Source organism: Aneurinibacillus sp. Ricciae_BoGa-3, from assembly GCF_028421645.1.
In the GTDB taxonomy this organism is placed as follows: Bacteria; Bacillota; Bacilli; order Aneurinibacillales; family Aneurinibacillaceae; genus Aneurinibacillus_B.
The window spans coordinates 4,952,942-4,973,592 of sequence record NZ_CP116887.1 but is presented as its reverse complement, the minus strand read 5'-3'; the positions used below and the strand labels follow the sequence as shown (position 1 = coordinate 4,973,592).

Below are 20,651 nucleotides of genomic sequence, written 5' to 3'. Positions count from 1 at the left end.
CATTACACTGGCGAATATATTATTTTGGAATGTTAGAGATTAGGTGGTGTCATCCTGAATGAAGGATCAGTTTGCTCGTTTATTTGGCTTAACCGATCGAGTAGGACACGAAGAAATTCGACAGCTGCCGGTTGACCAGATTGTCCCCAATCCATATCAACCGCGAACGATTTTTGACGATGAACGGATTGATGAGCTGTGTAAAACCATAAAAATACACGGCGTGATTCAGCCAATTGTCGTGCGTGAACGAAACGGAAAGTTTGAAATCATAGCCGGGGAGCGCCGTTGGCGAGCTGTTAGCAAACTGGGTATGGAAAGTATCCCTGTGATTGTGAAGGAGTTTAATGATGAACAAGCTGCTTCTATTGCTTTAATTGAAAACTTGCAAAGAGAAGGACTGACACCAATTGAAGAGGCTTTTGCTTATCAAAAATTAATTGCTCTTCATGGCTTGACGCAGGAACGGCTTGCACAGCAGCTGGGTAAGGGACAATCAACCATTGCAAATAAACTGAGGCTGCTCCAGCTTCCGGTAGCTGTACAGGACGCACTACTGACACGAAAAATTTCAGAGCGCCATGCCAGAGCCATGCTTGTATTAAAGGAAAATGGGCTTCAGTTAAAAGTTCTTCAGGAGATTTTAAATAAACAATGGAATGTTAAACAGACTGAGCAGCGGATTAAAAACTTGCTTGATGCTGAAAAGGCGGGCCAGAAGAAGAAGCGCCGCTCGTTTTCAAAGGATATGCGGCTGGCTATTAATACAGTCCGTCAATCAGTTGATATGGTCGTGCAGAGTGGTCTGTCCATAGAAACAGAGGAAGAGGAACTTGATGACTTTTATCAAATTGTCATCAAAATACCAAAGCCCAAATCGGAGTGAAATGGCTTGCAAACCATTGTTTTTAAGCGGGGTGAAAGCGGATGGGCAAAATTATAGCGGTAGCAAACCAAAAGGGCGGAGTTGGTAAAACAACAACCTCTGTCAACTTAAGCGCATGTCTTGCTTTAGAAGAAAAAAAGGTTCTTCTGGTGGATATTGATGCTCAGGGAAATACCACAAGCGGTATTGGGGTAGATAAAGGCAGTGTTCGTTATTGTATTTATGACGTTTTAATTAACGATATTCATCCTCATGATGCCATACTTCCCACACAAATTGATAACCTCTTTATCCTGCCTGCGACCATTCAATTGGCAGGTGCAGAAATTGAACTTGTTTCTGTATACTCTCGGGAAAAGCGATTAAAAAGTGCTCTGGAGCTTGTAAAAGACACGTATGACTATATTATTATCGATTGTCCACCTTCATTAGGCGTACTTACGATTAATGCATTGACAGCAGCCGATTCTGTTCTGATTCCCATCCAGTGTGAGTATTACGCATTAGAAGGATTAAGCCAGTTGTTGAATACCATCCGGCTGGTACAAAAACAGTTGAACCGTCACCTTTACATTGAAGGCGTTCTTTTGACAATGCTCGATGCGCGCACCAACCTTGGTCTGCAAGTTATAGATGAAGTGAAGAAATATTTTCAGGAAAAAGTTTATCGAACGATTATCCCGCGCAATGTACGGCTTAGTGAAGCGCCAAGCCACGGCCAGGCAATTGTTACGTATGACCGACGATCTAAGGGTGCCGAAGTCTACAGCGATCTTGCGAAAGAGGTGATTCAAGTTGAGTAAACGACTTGGACGGGGACTTGACGCCTTAATCTCAATCAATGCTGACGATCAAGATGCAGTGAATGAAGTAAGTATAAAGGAAATTCGGCCGAATCCATACCAACCGCGCAAAGTATTCGAAGAAAAACCTTTGCAGGAACTGAAAGCATCCATTCTCGAACATGGAATTATTCAACCCCTTATTGTACGGAAAAGCATAAAAGGGTATGAGTTGGTAGCGGGTGAACGAAGGCTCAAGGCGGCCCAGTTAGCCAATCTCGATAAAGTTCCAGTGGTCATCAAAGAGTTCACAGATGAACAAATTATGGAGATTGCACTCATTGAAAATTTGCAGCGGGAAAATTTGAATCCTATGGAAATCGCAGTGGCCTACCAAAAGCTGTTGAAATCTTTTTCTTTGACACAGGAAGACCTTGCCCAGAAGGTGGGGAAAAGCCGACCCCATGTAGCTAACTTTCTGAGGCTTTTGCAGCTTCCGGAAGAAGTCCAAACATTTGTATCGGAAGGACAACTATCCATGGGACATGCTCGAGCGTTATTGGGAATTGAAGAGGACAAGCAGCGAATCGAAATAGCTAAAGAGGCCGTGAAAAAAGGATTAAGTGTCCGGGAATTATAGGAACTCATCAAAAGATTAAATGGAGAAAAGCGTGTTCCACGTGAAACAAAAACTCCAATAACCTCGCCTTATATTCGAAATTTCGAGGAAAGGCTGCGTGAAAGACTTGGTACTGCAGTTACTGTAAAGTCTGCTGGAACAAATGGTAAGGGGAAAATTGAAATTTCCTTTTTCTCCGAAGATGACTTGACAAGAATTCTAGATTTACTCGAAAAAAACAAGTAATACAAGCAACTTGCCATTCGGCAGTTTTTCTTGCTTTATAAGTATCTATATACCTTGCAACTAAACCACAAACGAAGGCGGAATTCCTTGCGGCAAGGCTTGGAATCTGCCTAATTTTTTTTAGGTCGCAAAGCATATTTTGCTATCCACGGCGTCTAGGCTAAGGTGGCTGACCTGCGCCCGCGGCTTTAGCATCAACCAAGTTTTCTAATGCAATTGGATATAATAGCAGCAGGAGCCAAAGCATCGTTGTGATTGGCTGTTACATCTGTGAGAGGGGGATCACTGGCATGGAAATTACCTATTTGGACAATGCTGCTTCAACCTGGCCTAAACCGGAAGGAGTAGCCGAAGCCATGATGGAGGCTGTTCGCGACTATGGGGCAAATCCTGGGCGTGGTGGCCACCAATTATCTATGAAAGCCAGTACAATTGTTTATAAGGCCCGGGTTAAGCTAGCCCAACTATTTTCCATCAAAAACCCAAATGATATAGTGTTTTCAGCAAATGCAACAATGGCGCTGAACCAAGCGATAAAAGGATACGTAAAACCGGGTATGCATGTTATTACTACATCATTAGAACATAACTCTGTGCGACGTCCGCTTGAATTTCTAAAGCGTACCGCTCAAATAGATATCACTTACATTAAACCTTCCAATAAAACTTCCATACTAGATGATATTGCGAAGGCCGTTCATAAGGATACAGGCCTGATTGTGGTGAGCCACGCATCCAACCTGTTAGGAAGCATTCTTCCTGTGGCGGAAATTGGCCAGCTTGCTTATGACAATCGCGTTCCGTTTCTTGTGGATGCATCGCAGTCTGCAGGTGTGCTTACTATCGATGTCGAGAAGATGCATATTGATATGCTGGCATTTCCCGGACATAAAGGTTTATATGGCCCGCAGGGAACAGGAGGGCTGTATATAAATCCTAAAATTGAATTGGTCCCGCTGGTTCATGGGGGTACAGGAAGCCAATCCGAAGCGATTGATCAACCGGCGACAAGGCCGGACCGGTTTGAGAGCGGTACGCTGAATACGCCTGGAATTGCTGGTCTGTTGGCTGGATTAGAATTTGTGCTGGAAACGGGAGTAGAGGCTATTCACCAGAAAGAAAAGAAACTGGCTGATAAAGCGGTAGAACGGCTTTCGTCGATTACTGGAATTGAAATAATCGGCAGGAATGTGGAGCTGGAGCGGCTGGGTGTCATTTCTTTTACTATGAGTGGAATAGAAGCGAATGAGCTGGCTTATGTGCTGGACCAGGAATATGGGATTGCCGTAAGGGCCGGATTTCACTGTACGCCGCTTGCCCATGAAACGGCAGGCACAATGGAAACAGGAGCCGTCCGGATCAGTTTTGGTTATTTTAATGAGGAAAAAGATGTTGATAAGCTTGGAGATGCTTTAGAAGAGATTAGAGAGGGTTATATGTTGTAGGAGGCGTGAAGTATGGTTTTGTTCGGTACCATCGTAAACGCGGTGGCGATTGCGGTAGGAGCCCTGCTGGGTACTCTACTGTCAGGAATTAAAGAAAGTGTGAGAACAACGGTAATGCAGGGCATTGCATTAGCCGTACTGATACTTGGAATAAAAATGGGAATGGAATCCGATAATTTTCTGCTGGTTATTTTTAGCCTCGTTGTTGGAAGTATACTCGGCGAATGGTGGAGGCTGGAGGACAAGCTGAATGCCCTTGGTTTTTGGCTGGAAAACCGGATTGGTGGCAAAGGAAAGGGCAGTGTGGCAACCGCCTTTGTAACGAGTACACTTGTTTATTGTGTAGGTGCGATGGCGATATTAGGTTCAGTAGACAGCGGCCTGCGCAATGACCACCAAATCTTGTTGACCAAATCCATGCTTGATGGTTTTTCAGCCATCATATTCGCCTCAGCGCTTGGGCTAGGTGTGCTCTTCTCTGCTATTCCTGTTTTTGTTTATGAAGGGATAATGACGCTGGGTGCGCATTATATAAACCAAATTATCAGTAAGGATATGCTGTTCGCCATTGTTAAAGAAGTAACCGCAGCGGGTGGTATTATGATTATTGCTATCGCAATAAATCTGCTAGAACTTAAAAAAATAAGAACGGCAAACATGCTGCCAGCTATTGTTATTGCAGCTATTGGTGTACCGGTTATCCATAACTGGCCCCACATTAAAGACTGGTTTTCCGGTTTATTTTAAACAAACAAAAAAGCATATGTTTCACTGCTTATCTCATAGGGAGCCGTGAACATATGCTTTCGTTTTATTCAGGAATTGTACCGAAGACCGGATTTAATGTCATCGATGGTGTCACGTAGCGATATGAATTCTCTCGCAGTGAACCCGTCAGCTTGATGGCCTTGTTTAATGATTGTGCGATTGTGTCAGCCATTTTCATTACAACGCTTAGGCGGGTATTCTGCAAAACGAAGTACTCCATGAAACCACCGATATTCACTATACCTGTTATGTGGAAAATACCGACCTCAGGCAAATTCTTTTTTACACCTGCACCGGGTTTAATCGGTCCGTGTGAAACGGTAATTTTACCTACGCTGCTTAGCTGGCCAAGACATGCATCTATCGCAATTACGAGTGGTTTGTCAAACATGGAATGAACACGATCGATCGTTTCAGAAAGGTTTACCGCATGAACGGGATCATCAAGTGTTCCGAATACGGTAAAATGCCGGGGATATAAACTTTCAAGTTTGGTTCCGATTAGCGGGCCAAGGGAGTCACCGGTTGATCGGTCAGTGCCGATGCAGAATACAACAATGTCCGAATACCCCCGGTAGAATTTAAGCCGTTGCTGTATATTTTTACTTAGAGAATCAATGGCTCCATCCTCTGAATGGTCGATGCGAAAAGGACCGGGTGGAAACAGTTGTACCATTCCATCGTTATTCATACGAGCCTCCCATACAACATAATAATTACAGTATATGCCAGATAGAAGCCAGATATACTTGTGTAATAATATATTCAAGCAGAACAAAAAGGGGACATTAGTAACACCTTACAAAAAGGGGTATAAAGATGTTTACCACGTTAAAATTGTTTCAACACGCGCAATGGAGTGCAAATACGCGGAGGGCATGGGCTTCTCTCAATCTCCACTATGATTTATACTAGAAAGTGTTCAGATGAAGGAAGAAGAGCGGATAGCGATAAAGACCGGATTGGAGAGGGGTTTAGCCATTGACGGCTGTAGAGAAATATTATAGCGATTTAATGCTGTATCTAACAAACGTGGAAAGATGGATTCTGCTGGGGGAAACCCTGCTAAAAATTATTGTGATTCTCATTGCTGCCCGGATTGTCGTGGGTATATCCGGTGCTGCCGTCCATAAAATTCTGCGGGATCGGGAAAGCGGACCCCTGCAGCGTATTCAGATGGATTCCCGCCGGAGCGGGACCATGCGTACCCTTATATCAAATATTATTAAATACACGGTGTATTTTATCGCATTCTACAATGTGTTTACCTTTATAGGCTTTGATCCGGGACCTCTGCTTGCGAGTGCCGGTGTGCTTGGACTTGCCATTGGCTTTGGCGCACAAAATTTGATTCGCGACATTATTACAGGTTTCTTCATTATTTTTGAGGATCAGTTCGCGGTAGGTGATGTGATAACGGTCAAAAATGTTACCGGCACCGTACAGGCAATTGGTCTGCGGATCACAAGAATTAAGACGTGGACGGGTGAGGTGCATATCATTCCAAATGGAAGTATTACAGAAGTAACAAACTTGTCCATGGAAAATTCCATGGCTGTGGTGGATGTAAGTGTTGCCTATGGAGTGGATATTAAACATGTCATTGAAATTCTTGAGGAGATGGCCTCTCAATGGATGATGGAGATGGATGATATCGTAGATACACCATCTGTTCTTGGTGTAGAAAAATTCGGGACGTCAGACATCGTAATTCGCGTTATCGCCGAGTGTAAACCGCTCAAACATAATGATGTTATGCGTACGTTACGTGCTGACATCAAGGAACGGTTTGACAAGGAAGGAATTAAAATCCCTTATCCCCATATGGTACTCGTATCAGCCAATGGGGAACTAAATGAGCAAAATACAAGCGGAAATCGATCCGGCCAGCCTATTCAATAAAGGGGGATTACAATGGAAGCAAAACAGTACGGACTAGGGGATATCGTTCAAATGAAAAAACAGCACCCTTGTGGAACGAATGAATGGAAGATCATTCGCCTTGGGATGGATATCCGAATTAAATGCATGGGTTGTGAGCATAGCGTGCTCATTCCGCGGCAGAAATTTGATAAACGGGTAAAGAAAATAATTGTCCAAGCTGAGCCGAAAGAAGAACAACAAGAAGGAATATAAAAACAAAACCATAACAAGCGGACAAGTAAGAAGGGGCTGTCCGGAAAGTGATATTTCAGCCGAAACCTTGATAAAAGGAAAACCCAAGAATGCTATTAAATCAACATTCTTGGGTTTTTGTTTTGTGTGCATTTTACTCTTAAATGGACTTTTTAGACAGCCCCTTTTTTAGGCTGCTTTTGTGTGGATGTTGAAAAAGATTTGTTTCAGTGAAAAATTATCCATTCCTTCATTAAAATTTTACATGTAATTAAAATATCTTAGCCGTTTCAATGGTATGAATATAGTAATAACAAATCATGTTCCATTGATAGGTAATAAGATACAGAAGGAGAGTAGAAGGGATGAAATTTCTTCGAATCAACCATTCTATAACACGTAAAATTTCCATCGGGTTTATTGTGCCATTTGTGTTATTTGCTTTATTTTTTAGTACCCTGCTTTATCAAACTTCCGCTTATATTATCAATCAACAGGTGATCCCGGGTTTTGAAAAGACGCTTAAGGTGTACGCGGATGGGCTCGGGAACACGGTTGGCCCGATTCTAGTAAAGGGCGCTATGGACAATGATGCCCAGTATGAACAACTGGCTGCCGTACTGAATAGTTATCAGAAAAAAACAGGCGTCGAGAATGTGTATGTTATTGTCAAAGAGAACGGAAAGGCAAAGCTTGTTGGCCTCTCTAACTCGAAGGCACATAATATTCAGTATCCTCTGACACCGGAAATGCAGGCTTCCTTTAACAGCTCTGCTCAGATCAGCGGAATTTACACAAATCAGCTGGGGGTACATAAATCTATTTTTACGCCTATTTTGGGAATGGATGCGATTCTCGGCATAGATATGGATGCAAGTTTTATTACTGGTTTACAGAAAAACCTCTTAATCGGCAGCGTGCTCTTAATTGTGTTAAATATTATAATCGGTTTGATAGTGGCATCGATCCTGGCAAAGAAAATTACAAAGCCGATTATCTCGTTAACACAGCACGCTAATGCATTGGCGTCCGGTAATCTAAGCAATAAAATTACAACGAGCAATGAAGATGAGATTGGGATGCTTGCCAACAGTTTTGAGTCGATGAGAGAGAAGCTTCATACGCTTGTGCAGAAGCTTTACACGAGTTCGGCACTTGTGGGTGAGACAAGCCAGACACTGTCTGATGCATCTCATCAGGTATCTGCTGGTTCCCAGCAAATCGCGGCCGCAACACGCCAGGTTGCCAGCAGCCAGAACGACCAGCTGGGCTACATTCAAGAAGTATCCAGCATGTTTACGGATACTTCAGAGAGGATTTCTTCTGTAAGTGAAAAAATTCAAACAATGGCCGATGGGTCTCTGGAAGCTAAAAACCTGTCTCAGCAGGGAAACGAACAGGTTGCATTAATATCAGATCAGATGGAGCGGATTATCTACCTTGGAAATCAAACCGCAGAGGAATTAAAACGACTGGGAAGCCGTTCACGTGAGATAGCTGATGTCGTCAATATTATTAAAGATATTGCTTCTCAGATTAACCTGCTCGCTTTGAATGCTTCCATCGAAGCCGCACGTGCCGGGGAGGCAGGCAGGGGTTTTGCTGTAGTTGCTCAGGAGGTAAGGCGTCTTGCTGAACAGACGAATTCTTCTACCATAAGCATTATTGATAACATCCAGGCACTGCATACCGCTTCCGATGCTGTAATTGATAAGAATGAGAGCAGTTTTAAAGAAATTATAAGAGGCGCGGAATTAATCCGCAAAAACGGTGAAATATTCGAAACGATATCTGCGGAAGTATCGGCACTTGCTGAGGGCACAGCCAGTATTGCGAGGGAAACGGAAGAGATTGATGGACGAACCCAGCAGGCCATGGCTTCCATTCAACAGGTTGCGGCTATCTCCCAGGAGGAAGCTTCCGCTATTAAGGAAATGTCTGCCTCAGCAGAGCAACAGAATGAATCGGTAACCCAGTTGAAGACACTGAGCACGGGGCTCACCGATTTATATAAAGAGCTGGAGCAGTCATTTAATTCATTTACAATGGAAATCAATAAAGAGCAAGCAGATGAAACTGAACCACGTGATTTTGAAACGAGTAACTTGGAAACATGTGAACCTGCAATAAATGAAGAAGAAAGAGAAGAGGTTCAAGCTCAGTAGACTGTCTGTTGGAACACCGGCCCTGCCGGTGTTTTTCTATACCTGAACATGCTATAATGATAAAAGTGTATTTTGGGAAATTATCGAAGGAGTGTTTATATACATGGCTAATTCTTGCGGTATTGTCGGTCTTCCGAACGTTGGAAAGTCGACTCTTTTTAATGCAATTACACAGGCAGGCGCTGAATCGGCAAATTATCCGTTCTGCACAATTGACCCGAATGTGGGGGTTGTGGAAGTGCCGGATCCCCGGCTGGATAAACTTACGGAGATGGTAGTGCCAAAGAAAACGGTTCCCACTGCCTTCCAGTTTGTCGATATTGCTGGCCTCGTGCGCGGTGCAAGTAAAGGGGAAGGGCTCGGCAACCAGTTTCTCTCCCATATACGTGAAGTGGATGCTATTACGCATGTCGTCCGCTGTTTTGAAGATGAAAACATCACACATGTAGAGGGAAAAATCGACCCTATTAATGACATAACGACGATTAACCTTGAGCTTATTCTTGCAGATTTAGAATCCGTCGAACGGCGGGTTGAGAGGTTGGGAAGAAAGGTTAAGTCAGGGGATAAAGAAGCGAAAGCGGAATATGACGTTCTTGTGCGCCTAAAGGATGCGCTTGAGAATGAGAAGCCTGCCCGCAGCCTGGATTTCAGTGAAGATGAGCAAAAGCTCGTGAAGCACTTTCACCTCCTAACGGCAAAGCCAGTTCTTTATGTAGCAAACGTTAGCGAAGATGGCATTCATGAAGCGGAAGAAGGCGGTAACCCATACGTGGAAAAAGTTCGCGAATTTGCCGCTTCAGAAGGATCTCGCGTCGTGATTATATCCGCTAAGGTAGAATCAGAAATTGCGGAGATGGACGAAGAGGATAAGGCAATGTTTCTTGAAGAGCTTGGGTTGAATGAATCTGGATTGGATCGGTTAATTCGTGAAGCCTACGCACTTCTTGGCCTTATTACGTATTTTACAGCGGGTGTGCAGGAAGTACGCGCATGGACGATTCGCAGAGGAACCAAAGCGCCTCAGGCTGCGGCTGTCATCCATAATGATTTTGAACGCGGCTTTATTCGTGCAGAGGTCGTTGCTTATAGCGATTTAGTGGAGGCTGGCTCCATGAATCAGGCCAAGGAAAACGGGAAATTCCGCTTAGAAGGCAAGGAATATGTAGTTGAAGACGGGGACATTATGCATTTTAGATTTAATGTATAAAAAAGGCTAGACATTATTACCAATAAATGGTAAATTATAGACAAGAAAACTAAATCAAACTTCTCGTACAAGCTTTCGATTAAAGTATTGCAAATGACGCTGGGCTTTGTTATAATTTTGAAATGCGAGTTTTGAAACGAATTTAGTGATTTGCTCGCTCCTTGCCCTATTTAGGGCCGTTTAGTCCAGAAGGAGGTGAAAGGTATGCGCAAGTATGAAGTAATGTACATCTTACGTCCAGACCTTCAAGAGGAGGCTGTTAAAGCCGACGTTGAACGTTTTGCAGCGGTTATCACTGATAACGGTGGCGAAATGGAGAAGGTTAATGAACAAGGTAAGAAACGTCTTGCATACGAAATCAATGATTTCCGCGAAGGATATTATGTATTAATGAACTTCCAATCCGAGCCAGCGGCTGTCAATGAGATGGAACGTCTGATGAAAATCAGCGATGACGTCATTCGTTATTTAATCGTTCGTGAAGACGAGAAATAAGTTTGAGGGGAAGGGGTTATTATGATTAATCGTGCGATATTGTTAGGTCGCTTAACCAAAGATCCTGAACTTCGCTACACGCCAAATGGAGTTGCTGTCGCTACATTTACCCTTGCGATTGATCGAAGAACAACCAATCAGCAGGGTGAGCGTGAAACGGACTTTATTCCGGTTGTAGCCTGGCGCCAACTGGCCGAATTGTGTGCCCAGTATTTGAAGAAAGGGCAGCAGGCGGCGGCAGAAGGGCGTATCCAGGTTCGCAATTATGAGAATAAAGAAGGACGTAAAGTTTATGTTACGGAAATCGTAGCAGACAATGTTCAATTCTTAAGCGGTGGACAAGGACAGTCATCTGGCGGTCATACTGGCGGAGGGTTTGAATCAGACTTTGGCGAACAGCGCAACAATAACAATCGTCGCGATTCCTTTAATGATAATCCCTTTGCCGGTGACCAGAAACCGATCGATATTTCGGATGATGATCTGCCATTTTAATGAAAAGCTAAAAACTCACAAGGAGGGAAATTCTCATGGCACAACAACGTCGTGGACGTGGTAAACGTCGTAAAGTTTGTTACTTTACTTCCAATAAAATCACTCATATTGACTATAAAGATATTGAACTGCTTAAGAAGTTCATCAGCGAGCGTGGTAAAATTTTACCTCGCCGTGTAACAGGAACTTCTGCAAAATATCAGCGTATGCTTACCATCGCTATCAAACGCGCGCGCCAAATCGCGCTTCTACCATACGTTAACGAAGCTTAATAGCAGCAAGCAGCTGGCACAACGCCAGCTGCTTTTTTGTGTTCTCGTATAAGAAGGTATGTTTCGACTTAACGGTATTAAAGTTATTTTCTGCTGGGACGAAAGGTTCCTAAACACCGTAAAAACTTCTATGAGGGGAAAGGAGAGAGCGGCATGGTCCACGATGTTTTTCTCATTATATGATTCTATATTTTTGTGTGGTGTAGTGCTTAAGGACATCATCCCAGGTCATGCACAGGCGCACAATATCTTCCTCGATTAATTCACTGCCCGTCTGCACCTCGATAAACTCCAGATCTGTCACGGCTCGAATGGCATGCTTCGCGCCGACCGGAATTTGCAGAACATCTCCGGTTTTTACCCGGTATAGCTTATCATTAAGTACAAACTCTCCTTCACCGCTGACGATGGTCCACACTTCACTGCGTTTATGGTGCAGCTGGTAGCTCAGGTTCTTGCCGGCAAGAACGCCGATTCGCTTCGTCAGTACTTCATGATTGTCACCAAGTTTGCAGTAGTCCAACACCCGGTACCAGCCCCAGCGGCGTTCTTCAAACATTGGGCGCTGGTTATCATGTTTCATGATTTCCTTAATCCGCGGGCTTGCTTCCTTATCGGATACCAGGATGCCATCAGGGCTTGCTGCGACAACCACATTGGAGAGCCCCAGCACCGTTATAGGAATATCCAATTCATTATCCTGCAGCGATATTGATTCCGATTCCAACCAGCGAAGTGGTAATGAATTTTAGGGCGCGAACCTTTAAACTTTCTACTTTTGCGTCTGCCCATGTGAATCTATCATTTTAGAAAAAAGTTTGAGAGCATAGCAGAAAAAGCTGACAAAGTACCTGCTAGCATGACATTTATATGTGCCTGAAAAAGCAGATTATAAATCATCATATTAACCAGTACACCGGATAGCCCAATCAACGCGAACCAGTAAAATCTGTGATCTTCCGGGCTGTCCTTCCACAGGGTAAATAGATGTTTGATGTAGATCCACTGCTCGGTAAAAGACATTTTCGATTCACCGGCAGCCCGCGGTTCGAACCGGTAAGGAATTTCCGTAACCTGGCTGTATTTTCCCCGCGCCAGCACTTCAATGAAAATTTCCAGCCAATCGGCCGCAAATCAACATCGTTTATTACGGATTTTTTAAACATGAAATATCCGCTGGTTGGATCGTTAATGGGACGCAATACTTTTAGAAATATTTTTCCCAGATAACGCGTACCAGCTGATATCACTTTGCGTACAATGTTTAGCCCATCACAACCTGGTATAAAACGGCTGGGAATTACGATATCCGCTCTGGCTTCTATCGCGCCTAGCATCGGAATAAGCATCTCCGGTGGATGCTGCAGATCGGCATCCATGACGGTGACGGTATCACCCTGTGCCAGTTCAAATCCCCGGACAACCGCTGTGCCGAGCCCTCTTTCATTTGTGCGGTGCTCATACCTGACATGCGGGCCTTGTCTACTTAACTGTTCAAGTATTTGCGGGGTTTCGTCTATACTGTCATCTACAAATACCAGTTCATATGAATACTCACCCAGTACTTTTTGAATGCGATGTGAAATGGCCAGAACGTTTTCTTTTTCGTTAAACGTTGGAATAATTATGCTAAGCAAGATGGTAACCTCCTATGCGACCCAATACACAGCTGCGAACCTTCCCATATAAAATAGAAGCACAAGAATACTCACAATGAAAATGGATGTCTCTATGTATCTGGTTCTTATCAAATGAGCCAGATAGATGAATCCCGGAAATAACACGATGGTAAAACGCGGCATGCTCATTAATAACCCATGTGACACCGAGCTTAAAGGTATCATTAACCCAAAAAACATATACAGCCAGTGTTCAAATTTTAAATTCCTGAAACCAAAAATAAGAAGCAGCAGAAAAACGGCCGAAAAAGAAAATTCCACTAAGGAGAAGTGAAGACTGTGCCATAGAGAAACCCATGGAAACACGGTTTTCCTAAACCAATACTTCTGGGCATCAACAAAGGCAAGCTTGTTTGTGCCAAAGGAAAGCCCAATTGACTTTGCGTACATGACCAGCAGTGGGAAGATAAGAAAAACTCCCAGATTTCTCGTTAAAGCTGCCAGCCCTGCAAAGGATAAACAGCCAGCAGCATAACCGCTTTATTGGCTACTCTTTCTGAGTACATATATACACAGATTTTGTAAAAGAAAAACAATGCAGCAAGAAAAGCCGCATTCGCCAGCAGAAGACCTGCGACAATTAAGGACTCTTTATGGTCAGGAAGAAATAAATGTATGACTTTTCCTAAATACCGCGTGATCATTGGGGATAAAGGAAAGAAAGCGGTGGGTTGTTCAGTTGGGTAGCCGTTCATGGCGATTTTTAAGTACCACACACCGTCCCATCTGGAAAAAGCCTGCAGGAGTTTTCTTAGGGGGCTTATGGTATGGGACCATGCACGGTGTAAAGAAGACAAAAGTAACGGTGACGACTGCTGATACGAATACAAGGAATGTGTGGAGAATGTAAGCAGAAAGAATGTTAAACATATGGCGACGATTAAACATGTTACACCACCTGAAGAGTCGTTGGTTTAATGGTTCTGCGATTGCTGCTGCGTATCATGAAAGCCCCTTCCTTCCTATACCCCTGATACTTGTTGGTTAAATCAAAAACCAGGTTTTCTAATGAAATTCTAATAATACATTTCAATTTCGCGAGTTCGCATACTATAATAGGACAATATGAAATAAAAGGAGTCTAATGAAATGAAAGGAGGCGGAACCCATGAGATATAATTTGAGGACGTTGCTGGAGGGCGCTTATATGAGTGCGATATCCCTCGTTCTGTTTCTTATAGCGTTTTATACGCCGATCAGTGTAGCGGCAGTATTTGCCCTTCCTGTCCCTCTCACGATATATGGATACCGCCATAGCCTGCGTGCATGCCTGCTGGCAGGACTTGTAACATTAATACTTACCTTAATTTTTGGGAATGTGTCCGGCCTTACCATATCTCTTCCTGGAATTGTACTGGGCCTCACAATGGGAATAAGCTACCGAAGGGGAAAGTCGGCTGTCCAGGCACTTATCGTGGGCACGATTGTTTCTCTTGCCCTTTTTCTGTTAAGCTTAGGCGTATCTAATGTCTTATTACATATCGATCCGATCCAGCTGTTGTTTGATCAAATGAAGCAGACGGTTCAAATGATGAGAAATCAGGTAAATAATTATATGAATATCCTGCCGCCAACGCAGGGTACGCAGAGTTCACCAGAAATGGCAAAGCAATGGAATATGCGATTGGACCAGATGTTGCAGCAGATCAATATGATGATGAACGTTCTCCCGGCTATGTTCATTTTAGCCTCATTCATCTCGGCGCTGGTCAACCACGCACTAAGCAGGCACATTGCGAAAAGAATCGGCCAACCAATCCCTGCTCTACCTCCGCTGCGCGATTTGCGTTTTTCACGATCAATTCTGTATTATTATTTTATCGCCATGCTTATTATGAGAATACCGGGCCTCAGCCAGATCCACTTTCTCAATACTGCGGCCCTTAATGTATTTGCCTTGCTTACCATTCTTTTTTATATTGAAGCCGCTGCCTTGTTTTCTTTTTTCAGGAATCGTAAAGGTTTAAGCAAAGGGCTGTGGATTGTTTTTTTGTTGTTATTCCTTCTTCAACCGTTTACCTATATACTAATATTATTAGGAATGATAGATGTTGGATTTAATCTCCGCAGTCGATTTTTTGGGAAATAGGAGCTGAGTATATGCCGAAGTTCCTGTCAAAACGCTGGTATGGCCTACATCTGATACTGGCTTTTGCTTATGGATTAGTTGCAGCCGGCCTGCTGGCTTTTTATGTCCACTGGTCGCTTGGTTTGCTAGGCCTGCTTGTATTGATTGCGGCTGTTTTTTTTACCATTCGCAATTATAATGCCACCGTGCGTGAAATGGAGTCATTCATCCGTACGCTAACCCACCGGATTAAAAAGGCAAGCGACGAAGTTGTTAATGAAATGCCAATCGGTATTGTTCTTCTTAACGAAGATAAATTAATTGCGTGGCATAATCCTTATATTCAACAGATCACACAAAACAACGAGTTAATCGGTGAGAATTTGCTCGATGTGTTCCCGCCTTTATCCGAAGCTAAGGAAGGCGACAAAAAAGCCGAAATTACGTACCGGAGCAGGGTGTATAGTGTTTTGATCCGGCCTGAGGAAAGGCTGCTTTATTTTACGGATATTACCGATTACAAAGAACTCCAGATGCATTACAATGAGGAAAAGCTGGTTATTGGCATTGTGCACATGGATAATCTGGATGAGGTGGCCCAGGGGATGGATGAGCAGACGCGAAGCATGCTGCTTACCAATGTTACCGGGCTGATTACGAAGTGGGCCAATAAAAATGAAATTTATTTGAAACGCTTTGCCTCAGATAAGTTTCTTGCTGTGTTTGATCAGGCTACTCTGCACCAGCTAGAGGAAACCCGTTTTGCCATACTTGATGAAGTGCGTGAGATGACCGGCAAGAATAAAGTGCCGCTTACGCTTAGCATAGGAGTTGGGGCGGGAAAGGATCTGTTTACTGAGCTTGGCGAAATGGCCCAATCGAGCCTGGATGTTGCGTTGGGGCGCGGTGGTGACCAGGCAGCCATCAAATATAAGGATAAGCTGACGTTCTACGGCGGTAAATCCAATGCGGTCGAGAAGCGCAACCGGGTACGCGCCCGCGTGATTTCGCATGCCTTAAGCGATTTGATGCTGGAAAGTGACCATATACTGATAGTGGGCCATAAGATGCCGGACATGGATGCTATCGGCGCCGCCATTGGGGTACTTAAAGCTGTTCATGCCAATGAAAAAGATGGATATATCTTATTAGATGAGAGCAATCCTTCTATAGAACGGCTCATGCAGGAAGTGGAAGAAAATGAGCTGCACGATTACTTTATTACGAGCGAGCAGGCTATGCAGATGGTCACCCGGCGCACGCTGGTGATCGTTGTGGATACACACCGTCCGTCTATGGTAATTGAACCCCGGCTTCTTTCCGCTACAAGCAAAATTGTACTGATTGACCACCACAGAAGATCTGCCGACGAATTTATCGCGGATCCGGTTCTTATCTATCTTGAACCGTACGCTTCTTCAACGTCAGAGCTCGTAACAGAGCTTCTTCAGTATCAGAATGATAAACTGACGATGAGCACGCTTGAAGCGACATCCCTGCTGGCTGGTATTGTTGTAGATACCAAAAGTTTTGCGTTCCGCACGGGTTCGCGGACTTTTGAAGCGGCTTCCTTTCTGCGGCGCAAAGGGGCGGATCCAAATCTGGTGCAAATCCTGCTGAAGGAAGACTTGAACCAGTATGTTCGCCGTTCAGAAATTCTCCAGAATACAGAAATTATCAACCACACGGCCATTGCAAAAGGCAAAGAGGGCGAGACCTACGGACAGTTGCTCATCGCGCAGGCTGCTGATACGCTTCTGACGATGTCAGGCATCGAGGCTTCTTTCGTTGTCTGCAGGCGCCCGGATGATATGGTATCTGTGAGTGCCCGATCGCTGGGAGATTTTAATGTGCAGGTCATCATGGAACAATTAGGCGGCGGCGGCCATTTAAATAACGCCGCCACCCAGATAAAGAATACAACCGTTGAGCAGGTTGTTATACAATTAAAAGAAGCACTGGAAACTTGTCAGGGAGGGAAACAAAAATGAAAGTAATCTTTCAACAGGACGTTAAAGGGCAAGGAAAAAAAGGGGAAGTTAAAGAAGTATCGGAAGGGTATGCCCGAAACTTTTTATTGAAAAAAGGGCTTGCGAAAGTTGCAACAGAAGGCAACGTCAAAATGCAGGCTGCCCATGAGAAAAGTGAAGAGAAGCGTAAAGAGCAGGAATTTGAAGATGCCAAGAGGCTCGCAGAAGTTGTGGAGCAAACGACGATTACAATTAAGGCCAAAGCCGGGGAAGGCGGCCGTCTATTCGGCGCAGTTAGCTCCAAACAGATTGCTGATGAACTGAAAAAAACAAACCTTAAGATTGATAAACGCAAGCTTACGCTTGATGAGCCTATCCGTACGTTAGGCTATACCAATGTCCCTGTTAAACTGCACCATGATGTTACGGCAACGCTAAAGGTCCACGTAGTGGAAGAGTAGAATTGAGGGATAGACCATGAGCGATCTTTTTCAGGATCGTATTCCGCCCCAGAACATAGAGGCCGAGCAGGCCGTTATTGGGGCTATTTTTTTGGAACACGAAGCACTGATTAATGTGCAGGACATTCTCCTGCCGGAAGACTTCTATCGAACGGCGCACCAGCGAATTTACCATGCCATCTTAAGCCTGGCTGAACGTTCAGAACCGGTTGATCTGGTAACGGTAACGGCAGAGCTTGAAAATAGAAAAGAACTTGATGATATCGGCGGCGTCACCTACCTGACGGATCTCGCGACATCGGTGCCTACCGCGGCCAATGTGGAATATTATGCGCGCATTGTGGAGGAGAAAGCCCTGCTGCGGCGCCTTATCCGGGCTGCAACAAAGATAGCGGCAGATGGCTACACCTCGGCAGAGGATGTGCCAGGCCTCCTAAATGATGCAGAGAAAAGCATCATGGAGATCGCCCAACGTCGCCACGCTTCATCCTTTACACATATTAAAGATGTTTTAATGGAAACGTATGAGCAGATTGAAGCACTAGCAGCCAATAAAGGCGAAGTATCCGGTGTTCCTACGGGCTACCCGGATCTCGATAAAATGACATCGGGCCTTAAGCCGTCTGAGCTTATCATTCTGGCAGCCCGCCCCAGTGTAGGGAAGACGGCGTTTGCCTTGAATGTCGCCCAGAATGTAGCAGCCAGGGCGGGGGCGCCTGTGGCCATATTCAGCCTGGAGATGGGTGCCACTCAGCTGGTTCAGCGTATGATTTGCGCGGAAGGCAATATAGATGCCCAACGCATGCGGACCGGTTATTTTGCCGATGAGGACTGGCATAAGCTGACGATGGCGATCGGGACGCTCTCAGCGGCACCCATCTATATCGATGACACACCAGGCATCACGGTAAGCGATATCCGGGCCAAATGCCGGAAATTGAAAGCAGAAGCTGGGCTTGGGCTGATTCTAATCGACTATCTCCAACTGATTACGGGCAGACGCGGCGGAGATAACCGGCAGCAGGAGATTTCTGAAATATCCCGTACGCTTAAGCTGATTGCCCGGGAGCTGGAATGCCCGGTTATTGCCCTATCACAGTTAAGCCGTGCCGTTGAGCAGAGGCAGGACAAGCGGCCCATGTTGTCCGATATTCGTGAGAGCGGAAGTATTGAGCAGGATGCAGACATCGTGGCGTTCCTTTACCGGGATGATTACTATGATAAAGAGACGGAGAAAAAGAATATCATTGAAGTGATTATAGGCAAGCAGCGAAGCGGGCCAACCGGCACTGTCGAGCTCGCGTTTTTAAAAGAATACAACAAGTTTGTCAGCCTTACCCAGCAAAATGAAGGCTGATGCATGCATAGATTATGCGAGTTAATCCCCATCTTATAGAGAGGGGATTTTTTTCTTTTACTTAGCTTGAACAAATTGAACCTGTGCATTCTACAATATTGTCGAACGAATTATTAGAAAACCTGTAGATTGTTCGTGATTTAGTTGACACAGGGCATAGTCGTTGCTAAACTTAGTATGTTAAAAACGTAGGAGGTGCTCAGCCGATGTCAACGGTAGTTGTTGTAGGTTCCCAATGGGGAGATGAAGGAAAAGGTAAAGTTACCGATTTTCTTGCTGAGAAGGCTGAAGTGGTAGCCCGTTATCAGGGTGGTAACAATGCAGGCCATACGATTGTATTAAATGGCGTACGTTATAAATTAAACACAATTCCTTCCGGGATTTTCTATAGTGATAAAATTTGCGTGATCGGCAACGGAATGGTTGTCAATCCAAAAGCACTTGTGGATGAACTTGAATACTTACATAGCTACGGCATCACAGCGGATAATCTTCGCATTAGTGACCGCTGCCATGTGATCATGCCTTACCATATGAAGCTTGACAGCATGGAAGAAAGCAAGAAAGGCGAAAACAAAATCGGTACGACCCTCAAAGGAATCGGGCCGGCTTATATGGATAAATCAGCCCGTATCGGGATACGTATGGCTGATTTAATGGATAAAGACGAATTTGAGAAGAAGCTCCGCCGCAATCTGGAAGAGAAAAACCGCCTTTTTGAAAAATATTATGAGACGGAAGGCTTTAAAGTCGAGGATATCCTCGATGAGTATCTAGGCTATGCGAATCGCCTTCGCCAGTATGTGACGGATACTTCTGTTGTGCTAAATGACGCTATAGACGCAGGAAAGCGCGTGCTGTTTGAAGGGGCACAGGGCGTTATGCTCGATATTGACCAGGGTACGTACCCGTTTGTAACGTCTTCTAATCCGGTTGCAGGCGGCGTCTGCATTGGTTCAGGTGTTGGCCCGACAAAAATCCGCCACGTTGTAGGGGTAGCCAAATCTTATACAACCCGCGTAGGTGACGGGCCATTCCCAACAGAACTTCATGATGAGATTGGCCATCATATCCGGGAAACAGGCAGAGAATACGGTACGGTAACAGGGCGTCCGCGCCGCGTCGGCTGGTTTGACAGTGTGGTTGTACGCCATGCCCGCCGCGTAAGCGGAATTACCGCTCTATCTTTGAATTCACTTGATGTTCTGACAGGACTTAAAACAGTGAAAATCTGCTCGGCATACCGCTATAAAGGTGAAATCATGGAGCACTATCCGGCTAATCTTAATGTACTGGCGGAATGTCAACCGATTTATGAAGAACTGCCGGGCTGGACAGAGGATATCACAGGTGTTCGTTCACTTGATGAGCTGCCGGTGAATGCCCGCCATTACGTTGAGCGTGTAACGCAGCTGACAGGAATTCCGCTTTCCATGTTCTCGGTAGGGCCTGAGCGTGAACAAACCAACGTTGTAAAAAGCGTATATGCGTTATAAAAATATATAGAGCAATTAAGCCCGGCTTAACCAAAAGCCGGGCTTTGTTTTGTACGAAGCGAAGTCCGCGATGTTTTCCTTACTTAAGGCTGATGAACAATAACCGGCAGGGATTTATAATA

The 20,651-nt window shown here is 44.7% G+C and carries 20 protein-coding genes and 2 pseudogenes; 17 read left to right on the top strand and 5 right to left on the bottom strand.

Annotated features, from left to right (window positions below; all coding sequences use genetic code 11):
- Positions 1 to 58 precede the first annotated feature (58 nt).
- The 5 genes and pseudogenes from noc (at position 59) to PP175_RS25135 (ending at position 4,725) form a co-directional block, all read left to right on the top strand.
- Positions 59 to 886, top strand: a complete 828-nt coding sequence (noc, locus tag PP175_RS25155) for a nucleoid occlusion protein (RefSeq protein ID WP_272440911.1) — start codon at positions 59 to 61, stop codon at positions 884 to 886.
- 41 nt (positions 887 to 927) lie between these two features.
- The gene (locus PP175_RS25150) at positions 928 to 1,689 is read left to right on the top strand and encodes a ParA family protein (RefSeq protein WP_272440910.1); all 762 of its coding nucleotides are present in this window, start codon (positions 928 to 930) and stop codon (positions 1,687 to 1,689) included.
- Positions 1,682 to 2,533: pseudogene (locus PP175_RS25145) on the top strand (ParB/RepB/Spo0J family partition protein). The gene PP175_RS25150 and the pseudogene PP175_RS25145 overlap by 8 nt, the downstream one beginning before the upstream one ends.
- A 290-nt stretch (positions 2,534 to 2,823) precedes the next feature.
- Positions 2,824 to 3,978 carry an aminotransferase class V-fold PLP-dependent enzyme gene (locus PP175_RS25140; protein WP_272440909.1) on the top strand — a complete coding sequence of 385 codons (1,155 nt, stop codon included), beginning with the start codon at positions 2,824 to 2,826 and terminating at the stop codon, positions 3,976 to 3,978.
- 12 nt (positions 3,979 to 3,990) lie between these two features.
- Complete coding sequence (locus PP175_RS25135) at positions 3,991 to 4,725, top strand: DUF554 domain-containing protein (protein ID WP_272440908.1); 735 nt, start codon at positions 3,991 to 3,993, stop codon at positions 4,723 to 4,725.
- A 64-nt stretch (positions 4,726 to 4,789) separates the two neighbouring features.
- Here PP175_RS25135 and yyaC read toward each other — a convergent pair whose 3' ends face one another.
- The gene (gene yyaC / locus PP175_RS25130; protein ID WP_272440907.1) at positions 4,790 to 5,437 is read right to left on the bottom strand and encodes a spore protease YyaC; all 648 of its coding nucleotides are present in this window, start codon (positions 5,435 to 5,437) and stop codon (positions 4,790 to 4,792) included.
- Between the two features lie 290 nt (positions 5,438 to 5,727).
- On the opposite strand from yyaC, the gene PP175_RS25125 reads away from it, so the two are divergent.
- The 7 genes from PP175_RS25125 (at position 5,728) to rpsR (ending at position 11,498) form a co-directional block, all read left to right on the top strand.
- Complete coding sequence (locus tag PP175_RS25125; protein ID WP_334314180.1) at positions 5,728 to 6,648, top strand: mechanosensitive ion channel family protein; 921 nt, start codon at positions 5,728 to 5,730, stop codon at positions 6,646 to 6,648.
- Between the two features lie 12 nt (positions 6,649 to 6,660).
- The gene (locus PP175_RS25120; protein ID WP_272440906.1) at positions 6,661 to 6,882 is read left to right on the top strand and encodes a DUF951 domain-containing protein; all 222 of its coding nucleotides are present in this window, start codon (positions 6,661 to 6,663) and stop codon (positions 6,880 to 6,882) included.
- Between the two features lie 344 nt (positions 6,883 to 7,226).
- Positions 7,227 to 9,026 (top strand): methyl-accepting chemotaxis protein, encoded by a 1,800-nt coding sequence (locus PP175_RS25115; protein WP_272440905.1) that lies wholly within the window; start codon positions 7,227 to 7,229, stop codon positions 9,024 to 9,026.
- Positions 9,027 to 9,129: 103 nt separating this feature from the next.
- Positions 9,130 to 10,236, top strand: a complete 1,107-nt coding sequence (gene ychF / locus PP175_RS25110) for a redox-regulated ATPase YchF (protein WP_272440904.1) — start codon at positions 9,130 to 9,132, stop codon at positions 10,234 to 10,236.
- Positions 10,237 to 10,440: 204 nt separating this feature from the next.
- Positions 10,441 to 10,731 carry a 30S ribosomal protein S6 gene (rpsF, locus tag PP175_RS25105; RefSeq protein WP_272440903.1) on the top strand — a complete coding sequence of 97 codons (291 nt, stop codon included), beginning with the start codon at positions 10,441 to 10,443 and terminating at the stop codon, positions 10,729 to 10,731.
- 21 nt (positions 10,732 to 10,752) lie between these two features.
- On the top strand, positions 10,753 to 11,226 hold the full coding sequence (locus PP175_RS25100; protein WP_272440902.1) for a single-stranded DNA-binding protein: 474 nt from the start codon (positions 10,753 to 10,755) through the stop codon (positions 11,224 to 11,226).
- 35 nt (positions 11,227 to 11,261) lie between these two features.
- Positions 11,262 to 11,498 (top strand): 30S ribosomal protein S18, encoded by a 237-nt coding sequence (gene rpsR, locus PP175_RS25095; protein ID WP_272440901.1) that lies wholly within the window; start codon positions 11,262 to 11,264, stop codon positions 11,496 to 11,498.
- Between the two features lie 175 nt (positions 11,499 to 11,673).
- Here the strand turns inward: rpsR and PP175_RS25090 are convergent.
- From PP175_RS25090 to PP175_RS25080, 4 genes and pseudogenes are all read right to left on the bottom strand, one after another.
- A pseudogene (locus tag PP175_RS25090) lies at positions 11,674 to 12,195 on the bottom strand (phosphomannose isomerase type II C-terminal cupin domain); the annotation flags it as partial.
- A gap of 104 nt (positions 12,196 to 12,299) precedes the next feature.
- Complete coding sequence (locus PP175_RS30175; protein WP_442870498.1) at positions 12,300 to 12,398, bottom strand: hypothetical protein; 99 nt, start codon at positions 12,396 to 12,398, stop codon at positions 12,300 to 12,302.
- 29 nt (positions 12,399 to 12,427) lie between these two features.
- Positions 12,428 to 13,135 carry a glycosyltransferase gene (locus PP175_RS25085; protein ID WP_272440900.1) on the bottom strand — a complete coding sequence of 236 codons (708 nt, stop codon included), beginning with the start codon at positions 13,133 to 13,135 and terminating at the stop codon, positions 12,428 to 12,430.
- 473 nt (positions 13,136 to 13,608) lie between these two features.
- Complete coding sequence (locus PP175_RS25080; RefSeq protein WP_272443373.1) at positions 13,609 to 14,049, bottom strand: mannosyltransferase family protein; 441 nt, start codon at positions 14,047 to 14,049, stop codon at positions 13,609 to 13,611.
- A 236-nt stretch (positions 14,050 to 14,285) separates the two neighbouring features.
- Here PP175_RS25080 and PP175_RS25075 point away from each other — a divergent pair, with 236 nt between their 5' ends.
- From PP175_RS25075 to PP175_RS25055, 5 genes are all read left to right on the top strand, one after another.
- Positions 14,286 to 15,266, top strand: coding sequence for a YybS family protein (locus tag PP175_RS25075; protein ID WP_272440899.1), 981 nt, complete (start codon positions 14,286 to 14,288; stop codon positions 15,264 to 15,266).
- Positions 15,267 to 15,277: 11 nt separating this feature from the next.
- A complete protein-coding gene (locus PP175_RS25070; RefSeq protein ID WP_272440898.1) occupies positions 15,278 to 17,236 on the top strand; it encodes a DHH family phosphoesterase in 1,959 nt (652 codons plus the stop codon).
- Positions 17,233 to 17,676, top strand: a complete 444-nt coding sequence (gene rplI, locus PP175_RS25065) for a 50S ribosomal protein L9 (RefSeq protein WP_272440897.1) — start codon at positions 17,233 to 17,235, stop codon at positions 17,674 to 17,676. Before PP175_RS25070 ends, rplI begins: the two co-directional genes overlap by 4 nt.
- Before the next feature lie 16 nt (positions 17,677 to 17,692).
- The gene (gene dnaB, locus PP175_RS25060; RefSeq protein WP_272440896.1) at positions 17,693 to 19,033 is read left to right on the top strand and encodes a replicative DNA helicase; all 1,341 of its coding nucleotides are present in this window, start codon (positions 17,693 to 17,695) and stop codon (positions 19,031 to 19,033) included.
- 206 nt (positions 19,034 to 19,239) lie between these two features.
- On the top strand, positions 19,240 to 20,529 hold the full coding sequence (locus PP175_RS25055; protein WP_272440895.1) for an adenylosuccinate synthase: 1,290 nt from the start codon (positions 19,240 to 19,242) through the stop codon (positions 20,527 to 20,529).
- The last annotated feature ends 122 nt before the right edge of the window (positions 20,530 to 20,651 follow it).

Bases quoted from the DNA above. Each gene is read 5' to 3' on its own strand.
- noc (WP_272440911.1), top strand. From the start codon at position 59: ATGAAGGATCAGTTTGCTCGTTTATTTGGCTTAACCGATCGAGTAGGA.
- PP175_RS25150 (WP_272440910.1), top strand. From the start codon at position 928: ATGGGCAAAATTATAGCGGTAGCAAACCAAAAGGGCGGAGTTGGTAAA.
- PP175_RS25140 (WP_272440909.1), top strand. From the start codon at position 2,824: ATGGAAATTACCTATTTGGACAATGCTGCTTCAACCTGGCCTAAACCG.
- PP175_RS25135 (WP_272440908.1), top strand. From the start codon at position 3,991: ATGGTTTTGTTCGGTACCATCGTAAACGCGGTGGCGATTGCGGTAGGA.
- yyaC (WP_272440907.1), bottom strand. From the start codon at position 5,437: ATGAATAACGATGGAATGGTACAACTGTTTCCACCCGGTCCTTTTCGC.
- PP175_RS25120 (WP_272440906.1), top strand. From the start codon at position 6,661: ATGGAAGCAAAACAGTACGGACTAGGGGATATCGTTCAAATGAAAAAA.
- PP175_RS25115 (WP_272440905.1), top strand. From the start codon at position 7,227: ATGAAATTTCTTCGAATCAACCATTCTATAACACGTAAAATTTCCATC.
- ychF (WP_272440904.1), top strand. From the start codon at position 9,130: ATGGCTAATTCTTGCGGTATTGTCGGTCTTCCGAACGTTGGAAAGTCG.
- rpsF (WP_272440903.1), top strand. From the start codon at position 10,441: ATGCGCAAGTATGAAGTAATGTACATCTTACGTCCAGACCTTCAAGAG.
- PP175_RS25100 (WP_272440902.1), top strand. From the start codon at position 10,753: ATGATTAATCGTGCGATATTGTTAGGTCGCTTAACCAAAGATCCTGAA.
- rpsR (WP_272440901.1), top strand. From the start codon at position 11,262: ATGGCACAACAACGTCGTGGACGTGGTAAACGTCGTAAAGTTTGTTAC.
- PP175_RS30175 (WP_442870498.1), bottom strand. From the start codon at position 12,398: ATGATTTATAATCTGCTTTTTCAGGCACATATAAATGTCATGCTAGCA.
- PP175_RS25075 (WP_272440899.1), top strand. From the start codon at position 14,286: ATGAGATATAATTTGAGGACGTTGCTGGAGGGCGCTTATATGAGTGCG.
- PP175_RS25070 (WP_272440898.1), top strand. From the start codon at position 15,278: ATGCCGAAGTTCCTGTCAAAACGCTGGTATGGCCTACATCTGATACTG.
- rplI (WP_272440897.1), top strand. From the start codon at position 17,233: ATGAAAGTAATCTTTCAACAGGACGTTAAAGGGCAAGGAAAAAAAGGG.
- dnaB (WP_272440896.1), top strand. From the start codon at position 17,693: ATGAGCGATCTTTTTCAGGATCGTATTCCGCCCCAGAACATAGAGGCC.
- PP175_RS25055 (WP_272440895.1), top strand. From the start codon at position 19,240: ATGTCAACGGTAGTTGTTGTAGGTTCCCAATGGGGAGATGAAGGAAAA.